This window comes from Candidatus Formimonas warabiya (assembly GCF_002777255.1).
Taxonomy (GTDB): Bacteria; Bacillota; Dehalobacteriia; order Dehalobacteriales; family Dehalobacteriaceae; genus Formimonas; species Formimonas warabiya.
The window spans coordinates 126,014-141,956 of sequence record NZ_CP017634.1 but is presented as its reverse complement, the minus strand read 5'-3'; the positions used below and the strand labels follow the sequence as shown (position 1 = coordinate 141,956).

Sequence of the window (15,943 nt, the reverse complement as noted above, 5' to 3'; positions counted from 1 at the left end):
TTAAAGTAAGTGTACCCAATAAAAGAATAACCGTCAAATGTTGCATAAGTACCCCTCCACCCAATCAAACTATAATTCAGATGTCTTGACTGATTATATCCGCAGGAGGAAAACCATGCATAAATCCGGTATTCAAAATTTCACGGCTACCCTGAAAGAGATTTTAGACGACCCATGGGATCTGCCCGAAACAAACGATTACATCAGACTGGATACGATAGGTGAAGTCTGTCCTGACCACCTGCTTCGAGACAATAGCCTGCCTCCGGCAGATCCTTTGGTAGATGCTTTTAATATCATTATTGAGCAAGCACAAAACCTTTTCGTAGATAATATCACGCTAGGAATGAACGAAATTTTGAAGGCCTATTTAAAAAAAATCAACCCGGGAAATCAATCTCTCTTAACTTCCCGGGTAATTGAGTATGTCCATTTGATTTTCCTGTTTATCACCAAAGAATCCTTTCCATATACTGAAAAAATCTGGGAAGATATGAGCGCCATGGCTAAACCCGTAGGCATCTGTTTAATCAGAAATAACCTCACCCAAGCATCGTTACTATTTTTTGAATTTCTGGCCGGATTGGGCAAACAAGCAGCCCGCACTGGGCTAAGCACCGGAACATTGCAGCACGGCTTCCGGGTCTGGGAGTTAAATGCCAGAGACTGCTCTTGCACCGAGGTGGAATCCCTGGTACGGAACCTGCGGCAAAATTTGGAGAATTAAGGAGCAGGAGTGTTTTATGTTTGAATTAAGCAATTATTTCTTTATCATTATGAACTTAGCCTCCGGCCTTTTGAGCCTGCTGGGAGCAGTAGGTATCTTTATTTCTTTGATCATTCAACGCCGGGTGAGCCAGCTCCAGGATATCCTGGAGGAACTGCTGGACTTGTCCTATGATGAGGGAACCAATAACACCGTGAAAATTCAAAACCTGATCTATAAATATCAAATGCAGTATATGCTGCCGGTAAAGCCCATCAAAACTGTGATTTCCTACATCAACCTCAACATTGCTTTAGAAGTGCTTTTTTGGATCTGGCTGCTCTACCTTACCTACCGTTCTCCCTTCCAATGGGATAGTTTGATTTACTTATGGCCCATGGCAGCTATATTAGCCGTGATGATTTTTTACCGTCAATTAATCAAAAGCACCATTAATCCGGTAGACAACCATATGTTTAACTCAATTATCCCTTCTCCCCGCTACTTACGCAGCATTGCCTTTTTATCAAGTTACGTCAACGTTTCCGTGGGGACCATCATCCGACAGGCCCGCCCCACACCGGCCCTCCGGAAAAAAGGCCCCGCTTCCTGGCATGTGATACTGAAAGAAGAGCTCCCTTTTGATGATTATCATTATTACTTTTGCCTGACGGATCAGGAGCAGGTTTATTTTTCCGCTTTTGGCCATATCCTGATCGAGTTGGATGCCGATCCTATTACCGGGAAACCCCGTCCCACAGCACGGAATTTAAACATTCCTTTGGGAGAAATCACGCAGGACCAACCCTTTTTCAAACCGGAGGCCAGCTTACTCATTTTCCCCAAGGGAGAAAAACATCCCATGGAGTTTTCTTATGATCTGGAACAGGCAAGCAATGTTTACTATGCCCTCGGTTCTCCCCGGGTGTCTGTAAACCATCTCATTACTTACAATTTTGAGGAAAAGAACACCTTAAACATCTTAAGCACGGAGGCCAAGGAAAAAAAGCTGGAGGCTTTACCCGCAAAAATAAATTCCGGAGGCTCCCGCTGGTACTGTGTTGACGGGGAGCGGGAGTTAGTCGAAGCGGAAATTAAACCCTATATCGATTAAACTCCTTTTTTAACTTACCCCCGGATAAGTCACATAAATAAGAGAAATCATAATCGCGTTCCAAATTCCGTGGGCGACAATATTGGTCCAAATATTTCCCGTTTTCTCATATAAATAGGTTAGCCCGATCCCTCCTACGGCAATGGGAATGAGCCGGTAGAGATCAAAATGCATCGCGGAAAAAAACAAGGCAGTGCCTAAAATACCTTTGGTGACGCCCCACCGGTGGCGCAGGGCCGGATACAGAAAGCCCCGGAAGTATACTTCTTCCCCGATAGGTGCCAGAACCACACCCATGATCACCGCCAAGAAAAGTTCCCCATTCGTATCAACCATCAAAAGAATTTTGGCAAAGTCCTGAAGTTCCGGCTCAACCGGATAAATGATCGCTTCCAATATCCCCAAAATCATCACCAAGAGAAAAAGAAGAATGCCCCATTTTATTCCCTGGGGAAGAGCGGGAAACATGCCCCGGGGCACAAATCCCAGATCCTGAACGGAATGACCGTGTTTGACTACGGCCAGATACCAGGATGCCCCTACCATCAAAACCGTTTGGGCAAAACTTGCCCAAAAAACAAAAAATAATTCACGATTACTCCAGGTCCTGGTAAATATCTCCCCCGCATACCCTAAAACCGTCATGATTAACACAATACAAACAATCGCCACAATGCCTTCCCAAATTTTCCACCGGGGTATTACTTTTTCCTCGTTCAAAAAAATCGTCCTTTCAAAAATTATTCACCGAATTCCCAGATCTCTATTGTTTTATTCAAAGAACCAGGTATTAATTACCTACATGCCGTAAAATTATTTTTCAAATAGTAGGATCAAAAGAGGGAATAATACTTGAAGAAAATAATGATGCAATTTTAATTATTTTACCCGTAAAGGAGGGTTACCCATGACAATTATATCTTATTTTTTGGTCTTAGTAGTAGCAATTGGTTTAATAATTATCTTACTTCCCTACTTGAGAACCCTTTTTCGCCCAAGCAAGGCCTATAAACCCGTCATGAAAGTGGGGGAAGAATTTGCTGAAGAAATTTTTCCCCACGGCACTTCCCCCACAGATGCCTCTTCCATCGCCTATGAATGGAAAGGATCCTTAAACAAAAAATTAACAACCCCGGAACTCCCGGAAAGCTATGGTGACGATCAGTTAACGCTGATGGTGAAAAATCCCCGTTGGCTTTACGCCTATTGGGAAATATCCCCGGCTAGATTAAAGACGTTGCAAAATTTATTTCCCCAAGAATGGGATCTCTCCCTTCCTACTCTGAGAATTTATCAAGTGACTCCGGACGATGGGGAAGGCCGTCCTTCCCATCTTTTTGACATCGAGATCTCCCTTCAGGCCAAGAACTGGTTTATCAATGTCCCAAACGAAAACCAGCATTATTTTATCGAATTGGGGCGAAAACTTCCGGGAGGAAAATTTGTTCCTATTCTGCGCTCAGCAGTTGTGAAAACCCCCCGCGCCTGTGTCTCGACAATCATCGATGAAAATTGGATCCCCTGCGATATATATGGTCGTCTCGGCAACCTCTCCTATGGTATGAGTTCTTCGGAACTCCAAAAAGAACCGGAAAGGACGGAAAGGTAATGGCAAAAGGATACCTGTCTCTTGTGCTCCATGCTCACCTTCCTTATATCCGCCATACGGAACATGCGCATTTTTTGGAGGAGCGCTGGCTCCATGAAGCGATCACGGATTGCTACATTCCCCTCATTAACATGATGGACCGGCTGGCAAATGAAGCTATCCCCTATAAGATTACCATGTCTTTAACCCCTCCTCTTTTAACCATGCTCAGCGACCCCTTGCTGCAGCAGCGTTATCAGAACCATATCAATATGTTAATTGAGTTAACGGAAAAAGAACTACTCCGGTTGAAAAACCAGCCCCAATTTTTAAACCTGGCTTTGATGTACCATCAAAAGTTTACGGAAAACCGCCGTATTTTTTGCGATGTTTACCGCCATAATCTCATTCATGGCTTTAAAAAACATATGGAGGCGGGAAATCTGGAGATCATTACCTCGGGAGCAACCCACGCTTATTTTCCCTTAGCCGAAGAGAGCAGGAAATCAGTAAAAGCCCAAGTTGCCACCGCCGTAAATACCCATCAACAGTTTCTGGGACGTTACCCGGAGGGAATTTGGCTTCCGGAATGCGGCTATTTTCCAGGCGATGATCTAATATTACAAGCACACGGGATTAAGTATTTTTTTGTTGATGCCCATGGCATCCTCTATGCTTCCCGCCGTCCCAAATATGCCTGTTATGCCCCTATCTTTTGCCCCTCCGGTGTGGCGGCTTTTGCCCGGGACCCGGAATCATCCAAACAGGTGTGGAGCATGACGGAAGGCTATCCGGGGGATTACGATTACCGGGAATATTACCGGGATATCGGATATGATCTGGATTTCGGTTATATTTGGCCCTATATCCACCCGGAAGGCATCCGGTTAAATACAGGGATCAAATACTACCGTATTACGGGAAAAACCATGGACAAAGAAGTGTATCAACCTGACATAGCATCTGCCAAAGCAGCCCAGCATGCCCGGAACTTCAAATTCAACCGGGAAAAACAAATTGAATACTTAAGCTGCTTCATGGACCGGAAGCCCTTGATTGTCTCTCCTTATGATGCCGAATTATTCGGGCACTGGTGGTTTGAAGGCCCCCAATTTTTAGAGCACCTGATCCGGAGTATTGCCACTGATGGGCACAACCTGGAATTAATTTCTCCTTTAGATTACCTGGCCATGTATCCCAAGAACCAAATTACGGAGCCTTGTATGTCCAGCTGGGGAGATCAAGGATATCATGATGTTTGGCTTGACGAATCCAATCAATGGATTTACCCCCATTTGCACCAGGCAGCTTCCAGAATGTCGGCTTTGGCGGCCCAATTTCCCCATGCCGATGCCTGCCTGAGAAGAACCTTAAATCAAGCGGCCCGGGAGTTGCTATTGGCACAGTCCAGCGACTGGGCATTTATCATGAAGACCGGCTCCATGGTCCAATATGCCGTGCATCGGACCAAAAAACATTTAAACAATTTCAATAATTTATACGGACAAATTTTAGGAAATAGCATTGATCCTGATTATCTCACCGGTCTGGAACAAGAAAACAATATTTTCCCCTTTATCGACTATCACGTATTTCAGTAAAAATTTTAAAAGAGGTGTGACCAATGGGTACATTAAGCCTTTTGCAGGAGGTATTAGATCAAAAGGAACAGGCGCTCATTCAGTATGTCCGGTATATGCGGATATCCCAGGACAGCGGGAATCAGGAGTCTGCCCTGCTCTTTGCCAATTTAGCCAAGGCGGAGGAAAAGCATATTGCAGTGATCAGAAATCAGATGATAAACATGTCCGGCAACGATGATTTATTAAATAAATACCAGCGCCTCAACGAATCTAATTCCCCACATTTAACTTACTCAGCAGGTCTGGAGCATTAAAAGCACCACATCCTGTGCCGCCGCCATTCGCTCCGTGCTGCTTGTGCTTCCATCATGTGCTTGCGAATGCGGAACGGGCATCCGGCCTGATCTTATCGTCAGTGGCCAAATGCCCGTTCTTATGGATTATTCCGTTGCGTTATGATGCGCCGCTTGTTCCTTCTCAACCGGTCTACGGGGAACATTAAGAGTTTAGGCACTGAGCCACTAACTCTACAGTATGCTTTACCTGTATATCACTATTATTATTCTTTAAGCTGTGCTGCAACTGCATGATACAGGAGGGACAAGCCGATGCTACTATTTTAGCATTACTATCGAGAATGGCATTGATCTTGTGTTGAGCTACCTTTTGCGATAAAACATAATGGGTTAGGTTAAAAGAGCCTGCTGAGCCACAGCATCTATCGGCCATGTCCATCTCCACAAATTCATAGCTGGGTGATAACCTCTTCAGGAGCTCCCGGGGGCTGGTTTTGCCACCTGGGGTTCTTTTGAGATGGCAAGGATCATGATAAGTGACTTTTATGCCTAATTCATTTTCCGGGTTGATTCTAATATCAAGGATTTCCACCAAAAATCTGTTGATATCTACTAATTTCGGCATTAGCCCGGCCGCTTCATCGCTAGAGAATAATTCCGGATACTCCAACCAGGTTGATAAACAACTGGCACAATCCATTACGATATAGTCCACGCTTAGACCTGTAAAATGCTTAATATTTTCTTCCGCCAAAAACCGTCCTGTTTTTAAATCTCCACTGGCAATAGCAGGGATCCCGCAGCAAACCTGTTCAGGGACGATGACTTCCACATCATTTGCCTCCAAAATTTTTAGGATACTATAGCCTACCTGGGGATTTACTAAATTCGTTACACAGCCGGTAAAGTAAGCGACCTTTAGTTTAGGATGGCTTATGCCTCTGCTTATAGGTAAATTGTTTCGGAAGCTTTTACCTGAAATCTCCGGCAAGATGCTTTCTATCTTGGCCAGATCCATGGGAAACACTTTTAAGATGCCTGAAGTACGCAAAAGCTTTTGGAGGCCACTTTTCTGGTAAATTGCCAACAGTTGTCCAGCCTTATTTAACCTGCCGTTATATTTTAAAAAATGGTGAAAAATATTCTTTTTAATGATAGGCAAACCCCGTGCGTCGACTAATTCTTTCCGCGCAGACATGATTAGTTTATCGGTCCTAACACCATTAGGACAATTTTCCGTACAAGAGCCACAAAGTAAGCAGGTGGAGAAAATTTCCGCCAGGGTATCATTCCATTCTAAATTACCCGACTGGAGATTTTCCAGCAGCTCTATCTTCCCGCGCGCCACAAAGGGCTCCCGGCCTGTTTCCGTATAAAGGGGACAATGGGCCTGACAACCTCCACAACGACTGCATTTGTTTAGAATCTCAGCATAGTTATTCATTATCCATACCACCTAAAATATTTTTCCGGGGTTTAATATGTTTTGAGGGTCAACCGCTTTTTTAATAGCGCGCAAATAATTAAGTCCTATTGCACCCATTTCCCCTTCCAGGTAATTCTTTTTCATTACCCCAATGCCATGTTCACCAGATAAGGTACCGCCTAAATCTAAGGCAGCCTTAAAGATTTCCCCTACGGCTTTCTCCGCTCTCTCCATTTCGTCTTTATCGTTTTTATCCGCAATGATATTCGGATGTAAATTACCATCCCCGGCATGACCGAAAACAGGTAAAAACAAGTTATATTTTTCGGAAATTTCGCGCAAACGCCTGATCATTTCGGGGATTTTACTCCTGGGCACCGTAGCATCCTCAGATATCTTGGTAGGCTTAAGCTGTACTATGGCCGACGATACTGCCCTTCTAGCCTTCCAGAGCCGCTCTCTATCCGCCAGTAAAGAGGCAACCTCCATTGCACGGCAACTATTTTTCGTACAGATGTCTTCAATAATTTGAATATCTTCACTCACCTTAGCTAAAGAACCATCTACTTCTATGAGAAGAACAGCCTCCGCATCAATGGGTAATCCTAAATGAGCGGTTTTTTCTACACACTCAATGGTTATCCTATCCATTATCTCTAGAGTGGCTGGGATCACCCCTTCAGATATGATCGCATTTACGGTACTAGCTGCCTTATCAAGATCATCAAAAATGACTAAAGCTGTTTTTTTGTCCTTGGGTTTGGGAATCAAACGGACAATAATCTGGGTAACCACACCGAGGGTACCTTCGCTTCCCGTTAATAATCGGGTTAGATCATAGCCTGTAACATTTTTTACGGTTCTCCCTCCTGTCTGCATAATATCACCAGTTGGCGTTACTACTTCCAAACCCAAAACATAATCGCGGGTAACACCGTATTTAAAAGCCCTGGGGCCTCCGGCATTTTCCGCAATATTTCCTCCCATCGTGCAAGTTTTCAGGCTTGCCGGATCCGGCGGGTAAAACAAACCCAGCCTTTCTACCTCTTGATGCAGATTTCCCGTGATAACGCCTGGTTCTACCACCGCCAATAAATCCTCTTTACTAATTTCTTTAATTCTGTTCATCCTAGTTAATACTAAAGCAATCCCTCCATGTTGCGGGATAGAGCCTCCACTTAGTCCTGTTCCGGCGCCCCGGGGAAAAACAGGTATTTTTTCCAGGTTCGCCAGCTTAATAATTTCCGAGACTTCCCCAGTGCCGTCAGGAAAAACCACTACATCCGGAGTGCCTCTTTGAATAGTACCATCATAAGAATAACAAATTCTTTCCTCTGGTTTAAAAATAATATTAGTGCTGCCGACAATATTCTCCAGTCTTTTGATAATTCGCTGTTCCATTAACTTATCTCCTCTCAAGATTGTTACCCAGACTAACTCTAGATTAGTCAGCTTCTTGTGCGTATATATCTACATTCATGTTACTTCTCATTGTCAACACTCATGATTGTCCCCTCACTAGCACTGCTAACCATAGCTTGATACAATCTCATCCAGCCCGTGGAAAATGAATCGTTTTCCTCTTTAAAGTCGCCTAATGAATGAAGTCGATTAAGTATTTCCTCTTCAGGAATTAAAACATTAATGCGATGGTCGTAAACATTCAACTCAATCATATCACCATCCTGAACCGCGGCGATAGGGCCATGGTCTGCCGCTTCCGGTACTACATGAAGAATCATCGCCCCTTTTGTACTGCCGGATGTCCTCCCATCCGTGACAATAACCATATCTTGCAGACCTTTTGCATGAAAAATCGGACTAATATGCAATTCCGGCATCCCCGGTCCCCCTTTGGGCCCTGTATACCGAATTATTAAAACTTCACTTTGATCCAATGTAATGGTTCCATTTTCCAATCCTTCTTCAACTTTTATCAAGGAATCAAAGACCCGGGCTCTACCTTTATGGATAAATCTGTTTTTGGGAAAAGCCGTTCTTTTTACCACTGCACCTCCCGGGGCAAGATTTCCCTTTAGTATTGTGATTCCACCATTATTACTCAAAGGATCATTCAGGCCAGAAATAACATCATTGCTTTTGGGTCTGATATTGGCCAGATTATCTTTCAGTGCTTTCCCTGTAACAGTCATCACTTCTGTGTTAAGTAACGGCTCCAGATGCTTCATCATTACGGGAATACCGCCGGCTTCGTCAAAGTCACGAAGAGTATATTTACCGGATGGTCTAACATTACATAAAAATGGGGTTTCATTGCTGATGCTTTCAAAATTTTCAAGTTGTAATGAACAACCGGCTTCTTTGGCGATAGCTAAAAGATGAAGAATTCCGTTAGTCGACCCCCCCAATGCCATAAATAATCTTATGGCATTATCGAAAGCCTCTTTTGTCATAACTGCAGATGCTGTTATTTTTCTAGCCACCAGTTCCATTATTTGTCTGCCGCTTTCTTCAGCCAGCCGGTATTTAGAAGGAGAGACAGCATGAGATGTTGCACAACCCGGCAAACTCATACCTAAGCCTTCTACAAGGCACTGCATCGTATTCGCTGTGCCCATCATTCCACATGCCCCAACGCTGCCATGACTGGCCAGACAAAATTCCTGAAAATCTTCTTCATTTAATTCCCCAGTCATGTACTTCCCAAACATAGGTCGACCATCTGTACAGCAAACTATATCTTTCCCTTGAAACCTTCCCGGTAGCATAGGTCCCCCTGTGACAAATATGGACGGCAGATTTACTCTAGCTGCTGCCATTAAATGGGCAGGAACATTCTTGTCACAGGTAGTTAAAAATACCGCCCCATCAAACTCATGAGCCCGTAAAGACATCTCTATTGTAAATGCGATCAGGTCGCGAAAAGGCAAATTATAACGCTTGTCTAAAGCAAAACCATCGCAGATGGAAACGGTATTAAATTCAAGCGGCGTCCCTCCCGCCTGCCAAACCCCGCGCTTCGCGGCCGCAGCTAACTCCCGCAAATGATAATGTCCCGGATTTAGTTCGCTCCAGCTATTAACAATAGCGATCAGCGGCTTTCTAGCAGTACTTTTGGTATATCCCATGGAATAGAAGAGCAATTCACGTCTAAGAGAACGCCAGTTTTCAATTTTATTCATAAAACTCACCTTCAGACATTCCAGTCAGATTTTACTTTAATGCTTCAATTATAGCTTCAGCCACCATACTTGCTGCTCTATCTTGTGCTTCCATAGTCCAAGCCCCTATATGTGGGGTAACCATAAAATTCTCTGTCTGTAATAACCTGGAGGCTATTAATTTTCCCCCAGGCCTTGGTTCACCAATAATCACATCCGCAGCAACAGCGGCCAAATGGCCTGAATCTAAGGCATCGGCTACAGCTTCTTCATCCAGCACTTCGCCACGACAAAGATTAAGCAAATAGGCTCCTTGGCGCATCAGATTAATTTGCAGTTTTGAGATCATGTTGTTTGTCTCTTGAGTTAAAGGAACGTGCATTGTAATAATATCTGAAACTGCCAATAATTCTTCCAAAGTTAACTTCTCTGCATTTACCTCTTTAAATTTATCTAAATCAATATAAGGGTCCGTCGCATACACATTCATTTTCATGGCATTAGCAATACGCGCTACCCTGGAACCGATTCGACCGAGACCAATAATTCCAAGGTTTTTATTGGCAATCTCTCGTCCAAAATAGAAATTTTTATCCCATATCTTTTTTTTGGTATCAAAAGTGGCCTTCCCAATATGGCGGCACAAGTTTACCATATGTCCGATCGTAAACTCGGCCACCGAATCCGAGTTAACGCCGGGAACATTAAAGATTTTGATATTTTGACTTTGGGCATAATCAACATCTATATGATTTACACCTACCGCCGGCACACCTATTGCTTTTAATTTTACTCCCTTCTTAATAATTTCTTTGTCTATAGGACATACAGACCGTCCTATAAGTGCATCGTAATCACATATTTGTGCAAGCAAATCCTCTCTTGTAATTTCCGGACAATAATTAACCTGATTTTCTAACTTTAGAATCTCTAATCCTACATCTCTTAAATCAGAAACTACGATTATTTTTTTCATAAGTACCTCCATTGCAGACATACCAAAATCTCCTATCATAACAACATAAATTTGAAAAATTAGCCGGAAAACGTGTATTTAGTCCTATTAAGCTGTCGTAATATTTATTCTTTAGTAATAGTTCCTTCCCATGTACTAATCTTGATATCATAGATATCCTCTTCCGTAAACCATCGGGAAGTAACGACTTTAACTTCTGTAAAGAAAGCCACCCCATCTTTGCCATAAACATGCAGGTCCCCCAAAAATGAATTCTTATGCCCGGCAAAAGGAAAATATGCTACCGGAACAGGGATGCCCACGTTAACGCCTACCATCCCACCATTTGTTCGGCGCGCAAATTCTCTTGCATAATATCCGTTTTGGGTAAAAATACAAGAACCATTTGCAAATTCATTGGCATTCATCAGGGCAAGACCTTCTTCAAAATTTTTTACTCTTTTGATGCATAAGACCGGACCAAATATTTCCTGGCTACCGATTGTCATTTCTTCAGTAACATTATCAAAGATGGTGGGGCCCACAAAAAAGCCTTTTTCAAAACCCGGAACTACAACATCTCTTCCATCTAATAAAAGAGTTGCCCCTTCTTCAATCCCTTTACCAATCCAGTCATTGACAGATTCTTTATGTGCAGCATTAATAACAGGACCTAATTCCGTCTCTGGATCATAAGCACATCCGATTTTTCGCTCCTTAGCGAATTGTACCAGGTAAGATACGAACTTATCGGCTATTTCCTCTTCAACAACAACGACCGGTAAAGCCATGCAACGTTCGCCGGCACAACCGAAACCGGAGTTTATTATTCCTCGTGCCACCCTGGTAAGTACGGCATCTTTTAAAACTAAACCATGATTTTTCGCTGCGCAAAGAGCCTGCACCCTCTTCCCATTTGCCGCAGCTGTCTTATATATGTGTCTGCCCACCTTCGTAGAACCTATATATGAAACCCCTTTTATATCCGGATGCTCAAGAACAATCTCCGCTTCTTTTCTGCTACATGTTACTAAGTTCACGACCCCTGCAGGCAATCCTGCTTCCACCAACAAATCCAATAGTCTCATACCTGTTTGTGGTACCATACTGGCAGCTTTTAATACAAAAGTATTCCCCGTCGTTATACATAAAGGAATCAGCCAACCGAAAGGAATCATCGCCGGAAAGTTAAAGGGAACTATCCCGGCAAATACACCCATTGGCTCCCGATATAAAACAGTATCATGCCCGGCGGATACTTCCATTAAGGAATCTCCTTGCATCATCATGGGGGTCCCACAAGCAAGTTCCACCACTTCTATGGTCTTGAAAATTTCTCCTCTGGCCTCATCTAGGCTTTTGCCCATTTCCATGGAGAGAATTGTTGCTAATTCATCTACATGATTATCAAGGATATGCTTAAAATTAAACATGATCTCCGTTCTTTTTTGTACAGGCATGTTAGACCAGGCAGGAAATGCGTCCTGCGCAGCCTGTATTGCTTCATTAACCTCTTCTCTGGTACAACAGGGAGTTTCCGCCATTAATTCACCGGTACTTGCATTATAAACCGGCATATACTTTTCCGTTTTCGAATTTTTCCATTCCCCATTTGTAAAATATTTCAGCCTCTTAACCAATTAAATTGCCTCCTCTTATTTTCTTTTTTAACGTTTTTCCCTTAGCATCAGACTGCTTTACTCCGTCCTTTTTTAACTCTCCATGCAATTCTCATGCCATAATCACAACCAACAAAGGGTTAAACCGGTTCCGCTGTTAACGCAATAATTTCATAGTATCCACGAAAAAATTTTTAAAGGACACTTCCATGTATTCGGAATTTTCCACTTACCCGGACCTTCTTTACCGATCCTTACTATTACTGTTTCTTTAGGGAATATGTTTTAAGCCTTGAGGACGTTTTTTGTGGCAATAATCTTTGCATCCAAATTGGCCACATTAGGGATGATCACCTGATTAATATTTACAGGTGCTTCAATTTCCATTTTTTTTATCTCAGCCATGGCGGTAAATATCTTATCCTTTGGTATGGGCTTCGTCGTTCTGACACTGACCAGCGGCAGATCTCCGCCTTTTACTTTTACAAGTGTCGTGACGGTTCTACGCGGGTCCCTAATCTCCTGACGTGCATATGCCAAGCCTTTTTTACAACTTTCTCCGGCAATGCTTTTTATTTCATTGCCTTCCATCTCGATGGCAATCCCGCAACTGTTCGGACATATGATACATGTAATTTCTTTCTTCATCATTCCACTCCCACCATTATGTTCTTTCCGCTCTTTAGGCTATCTTTTTTTAATTTGACATGTACCATCTCCGGTGGATTCAACCTCTTTTGCTTCACTTTTTTAATCACTGCATCCCCCTGTTTAAAAACAATAGCGCGATCACGCCACGGCCTGCCCACTCTTAAAGAAATCTCCACATCCTGACCTCCGCTGATGACCTGGGGCACAATGTTTCCGATAGAGCTGTCCGGCAAAATTTTAATCAAAGGGGCCGGCAGAGTCTGCCCTGTGATATAGCGCGCCGCTGCCTGGCCAAGTTTCTCGCCCTCCCAGGAAACATAGTCGACCAAATCATGAACGTGCAGTACATTCCCCGCCGCAAAGATACCGTCCACACTCGTGTGCATATTTTCATCAACAATAGGCCCATTTGTCCTCGGATCGATAGCAATACCCGCCTGTTTTGTTAATTCATTTTCCGGTATCAGACCCACAGAAAGAACCACTGTATCGCAAGCATACTCTTTCTCAGTTCCCGGTACCGGTAATCCAGCATCATCCACCTGACTGACGGTAACATTCTCCACCCGCCCCCTGCCCTTTATATCCGTAACAGTATGCCGTAAATAAAGAGGGATCCCGTAATCATTGAGGCACTGTTGAATATTTCTGGGCAGCCCGCTGGGATAAGGAAGCTTTTCAATGACGGCCAAGACTTCCGCACCTTCTAAAGTCAATCTTCGTGCCATAATCAAACCGATATCCCCGGACCCCAGGATGACGATTTTGTGACCCACCATCAGATTTTTCAAATTAATGAAACTTTGCGCCACACCTGCCGTATAAATTCCCGCCGGCCTGGTACCGGGTATGCCCAGTGCGCCCCTGGTCCTTTCCCTGCACCCCATGGCCAGAATCACTGCTTTTGCCTGGTACTTTCTTAAGCCGTCTTTTGTCACAACCGTTACTAAGCGGTCTTTTGTAAGACCGGTAACGGCCGCTCCCGTGTACAGAGAAATATTCTGAGCCAATATTTCATCAATAAATTTTTGGGCATATTCCGGACCGCTTAACTGTTCTTTAAACCGCACCAGGCCAAATCCGTCATGAATGCACTGGCGCAGAATGCCGCCGGGATTTTTTTCTCTTTCCAGGATCACAATGTTTTTAATTCCTTTTTTCTTCAGCATCAGGGCTGCAGCTAGTCCGGCAGGACCGGCGCCGATGATAACGGCATCTTTTTCTTCTATATTTATTTCATTCATGGCCTTACACTCCCATAAAACATTTTCCCGCCGGTTCTGGCATACATGATATCGTCAGCATTTTTTCCTTTTTCCTGCAGAATGATTTCAGCAATCCTTGACTGGCAAAATCCCCCCTGGCACCGTCCCATCATCGCCCGGGTCCGGTTTTTCATGCCGACGATCGTATCCACACCCAGGGGGTTATGGACTGCCTCCAGGATCTCTTGCTTGGTAATATGCTCACAGCGGCAGATGATCTCCCCATAATTAGGGTTCTCTTTGATCAGCTGCGCTTTTATCTCATCAGGTTGCTCCTGGAAGCAAAGGATTCCTTTTCTGCACGGATTGAAATCATCCTTTTCCAGAAGGATTTCTTTCTGTCTGATTCTGTCAACGATTTCCCTGGCGAGGGGAACCGCACTGGTCAGTCCGGGTGATTCCATCCCGATCAAATTGATCATGCCTGGGGCGACATCCTTTTCGATGATGACAAAATCACAAGAACCGCCTGTTTCCTTATCTACTAATTTAGGCCTCACGCCGGCAAAATTTCTAATAAAATACTCTTTTTTTAACCGGGGAAGCAGCTTTGTCCCCGCTCTGATCAGCATATCTATAGCATCCTGAGTTGTAGCATAATCATCTTTTTCCTCTATATATTCTACGCTGGGACCGATAAGGACGTTGCCGTCTGTGGTGGGTGTAAGATGGATCCCCCGTCCCCCCGCTTTTCTATTAGGCACGGGATAAACCGGTATTTTCAGATATTGGCTGGCTTCCTTATCGAGAACAAAATACTCACCCCGGCAAGGATAGATCTGGTATCCTGTAACTCCAGCCATCTCTGCTACCCGATCCGCATATAATCCGGCACTATTGATAACCCATTTTGCGCGATATGTTCCGCTTGGCGTTGTAAGCGCATAATAATCCTGAATACGCTTGATACGCCGAACCTCATTGTTAAAAAAGAACTTTACCCCATTTTGGCAGGCGTTTTCAGCCAGGGCAATGTTGAAAATAAAAGGGTTGACAATGCCTGTCATGGGAGAATAAAGAGCTGCTTCTCCTTCTATGTTAGGCTCTATCTGCTTAATCTCTTTCTTAGAAAGGATCCTTAATCCAGTCGTTCCATTCCGGTCCCCTTGTTCCTTCATCTCTTCCAACTGATCCAGGTCCGCGCGGGTGAAACCCACGATCAGCTTACCCGTTCTTTTGAAGGGCAGATCCAATTCCCCGGCTACTTTTTTAAAACCAAGGCAGCCCTCCACACAGAACTTAGCCATCAGTGTCCCCGGCTTGTTGTTAAAACCGGAATGAACGACGCCGCTGTTCCGGCCGCTGGTTTCGCAAGCCACATCAAGTTCTTTTTCCAGTACGCCGATTTTCAGTTTATACCGGGAGAGTTCTCTGGAAATGGCGCTGCCGATCACCCCTCCCCCAATTACAATGACATCGAATTGTTGTATCATTCTCACCCCTTTTATAGCCGCATTCTTAATTTTTTTCTTGTGGCTTCCGATACTTTGTATCGCCACGATCATAAAACATTTGCAATTTGCGTGCCACTATAAAACAAACAAAATAGTAAACCTCTATTCCGCTATTTACCTCATATTTTGATCGTTTTATGTTATAAAAATTATTGGGGTTATGA

14 protein-coding genes are annotated in these 15,943 nt (G+C 43.8%); 5 read left to right on the top strand and 9 right to left on the bottom strand.

The window, feature by feature from the left end; genetic code table 11:
- Positions 1-115: 115 nt before the first annotated feature.
- Positions 116-727, top strand: coding sequence for a hypothetical protein (locus DCMF_RS00610; protein ID WP_148132637.1), 612 nt, complete (start codon positions 116-118; stop codon positions 725-727).
- Positions 728-743: 16 nt separating this feature from the next.
- Entirely contained in the window at positions 744-1,820 is a 1,077-nt protein-coding gene (locus DCMF_RS00605; protein WP_148132636.1) for a hypothetical protein, read from the top strand.
- Positions 1,821-1,829: 9 nt separating this feature from the next.
- Here DCMF_RS00605 and DCMF_RS00600 read toward each other — a convergent pair whose 3' ends face one another.
- Positions 1,830-2,540: a CPBP family intramembrane glutamic endopeptidase gene (locus tag DCMF_RS00600; RefSeq protein ID WP_148132635.1), complete on the bottom strand. Its 711-nt coding sequence runs from the start codon at positions 2,538-2,540 to the stop codon at positions 1,830-1,832.
- A gap of 187 nt (positions 2,541-2,727) precedes the next feature.
- Here DCMF_RS00600 and DCMF_RS00595 point away from each other — a divergent pair, with 187 nt between their 5' ends.
- Genes DCMF_RS00595 through DCMF_RS00585 form a run of 3 tightly spaced genes read left to right on the top strand, consistent with a single transcriptional unit; the run spans position 2,728 to position 5,305 of the window.
- Complete coding sequence (locus DCMF_RS00595) at positions 2,728-3,429, top strand: DUF4912 domain-containing protein (RefSeq protein WP_148132634.1); 702 nt, start codon at positions 2,728-2,730, stop codon at positions 3,427-3,429.
- The gene (locus DCMF_RS00590; protein WP_148132633.1) at positions 3,429-5,009 is read left to right on the top strand and encodes a glycoside hydrolase family 57 protein; all 1,581 of its coding nucleotides are present in this window, start codon (positions 3,429-3,431) and stop codon (positions 5,007-5,009) included. The genes DCMF_RS00595 and DCMF_RS00590 overlap by 1 nt, the downstream gene beginning before the upstream one ends.
- Positions 5,010-5,032: 23 nt before the next feature.
- On the top strand, positions 5,033-5,305 hold the full coding sequence (locus tag DCMF_RS00585) for a hypothetical protein (RefSeq protein WP_148132632.1): 273 nt from the start codon (positions 5,033-5,035) through the stop codon (positions 5,303-5,305).
- Between the two features lie 184 nt (positions 5,306-5,489).
- Here the strand turns inward: DCMF_RS00585 and DCMF_RS00580 are convergent, their stop codons facing one another.
- The 8 genes from DCMF_RS00580 to DCMF_RS00545 all read right to left on the bottom strand — a co-directional run bounded on the left by DCMF_RS00580 (position 5,490) and on the right by DCMF_RS00545 (position 15,758).
- Entirely contained in the window at positions 5,490-6,731 is a 1,242-nt protein-coding gene (locus DCMF_RS00580; protein ID WP_148132631.1) for a (Fe-S)-binding protein, read from the bottom strand.
- 12 nt (positions 6,732-6,743) lie between these two features.
- Entirely contained in the window at positions 6,744-8,114 is a 1,371-nt protein-coding gene (locus tag DCMF_RS00575; protein WP_148132630.1) for an FAD-binding oxidoreductase, read from the bottom strand.
- A gap of 80 nt (positions 8,115-8,194) precedes the next feature.
- Entirely contained in the window at positions 8,195-9,856 is a 1,662-nt protein-coding gene (gene ilvD / locus DCMF_RS00570) for a dihydroxy-acid dehydratase (RefSeq protein ID WP_148132629.1), read from the bottom strand.
- 31 nt (positions 9,857-9,887) lie between these two features.
- Positions 9,888-10,832 carry an NAD(P)-dependent oxidoreductase gene (locus DCMF_RS00565; protein WP_214658991.1) on the bottom strand — a complete coding sequence of 315 codons (945 nt, stop codon included), beginning with the start codon at positions 10,830-10,832 and terminating at the stop codon, positions 9,888-9,890.
- 83 nt (positions 10,833-10,915) lie between these two features.
- Positions 10,916-12,430 carry a CoA-acylating methylmalonate-semialdehyde dehydrogenase gene (locus tag DCMF_RS00560; RefSeq protein ID WP_148132627.1) on the bottom strand — a complete coding sequence of 505 codons (1,515 nt, stop codon included), beginning with the start codon at positions 12,428-12,430 and terminating at the stop codon, positions 10,916-10,918.
- Positions 12,431-12,694: 264 nt separating this feature from the next.
- Entirely contained in the window at positions 12,695-13,060 is a 366-nt protein-coding gene (locus DCMF_RS00555; RefSeq protein ID WP_148132626.1) for a DUF1667 domain-containing protein, read from the bottom strand.
- Positions 13,057-14,304, bottom strand: a complete 1,248-nt coding sequence (locus DCMF_RS00550) for an NAD(P)/FAD-dependent oxidoreductase (RefSeq protein WP_148132625.1) — start codon at positions 14,302-14,304, stop codon at positions 13,057-13,059. The genes DCMF_RS00555 and DCMF_RS00550 overlap by 4 nt, the downstream gene beginning before the upstream one ends.
- Positions 14,301-15,758, bottom strand: a complete 1,458-nt coding sequence (locus DCMF_RS00545) for an NAD(P)/FAD-dependent oxidoreductase (protein ID WP_148132624.1) — start codon at positions 15,756-15,758, stop codon at positions 14,301-14,303. Before DCMF_RS00545 ends, DCMF_RS00550 begins: the two co-directional genes overlap by 4 nt.
- Positions 15,759-15,943: the final 185 nt, after the last annotated feature.

Bases quoted from the DNA above. Each gene is read 5' to 3' on its own strand.
- DCMF_RS00605 (WP_148132636.1), top strand. From the start codon at position 744: ATGTTTGAATTAAGCAATTATTTCTTTATCATTATGAACTTAGCCTCC.
- DCMF_RS00590 (WP_148132633.1), top strand. From the start codon at position 3,429: ATGGCAAAAGGATACCTGTCTCTTGTGCTCCATGCTCACCTTCCTTAT.
- DCMF_RS00545 (WP_148132624.1), bottom strand. From the start codon at position 15,758: ATGATACAACAATTCGATGTCATTGTAATTGGGGGAGGGGTGATCGGC.
- DCMF_RS00585 (WP_148132632.1), top strand. From the start codon at position 5,033: ATGGGTACATTAAGCCTTTTGCAGGAGGTATTAGATCAAAAGGAACAG.
- DCMF_RS00575 (WP_148132630.1), bottom strand. From the start codon at position 8,114: ATGGAACAGCGAATTATCAAAAGACTGGAGAATATTGTCGGCAGCACT.
- DCMF_RS00610 (WP_148132637.1), top strand. From the start codon at position 116: ATGCATAAATCCGGTATTCAAAATTTCACGGCTACCCTGAAAGAGATT.
- DCMF_RS00595 (WP_148132634.1), top strand. From the start codon at position 2,728: ATGACAATTATATCTTATTTTTTGGTCTTAGTAGTAGCAATTGGTTTA.
- DCMF_RS00555 (WP_148132626.1), bottom strand. From the start codon at position 13,060: ATGATGAAGAAAGAAATTACATGTATCATATGTCCGAACAGTTGCGGG.
- DCMF_RS00550 (WP_148132625.1), bottom strand. From the start codon at position 14,304: ATGAATGAAATAAATATAGAAGAAAAAGATGCCGTTATCATCGGCGCC.
- DCMF_RS00580 (WP_148132631.1), bottom strand. From the start codon at position 6,731: ATGAATAACTATGCTGAGATTCTAAACAAATGCAGTCGTTGTGGAGGT.
- DCMF_RS00565 (WP_214658991.1), bottom strand. From the start codon at position 10,832: ATGTCTGCAATGGAGGTACTTATGAAAAAAATAATCGTAGTTTCTGAT.
- ilvD (WP_148132629.1), bottom strand. From the start codon at position 9,856: ATGAATAAAATTGAAAACTGGCGTTCTCTTAGACGTGAATTGCTCTTC.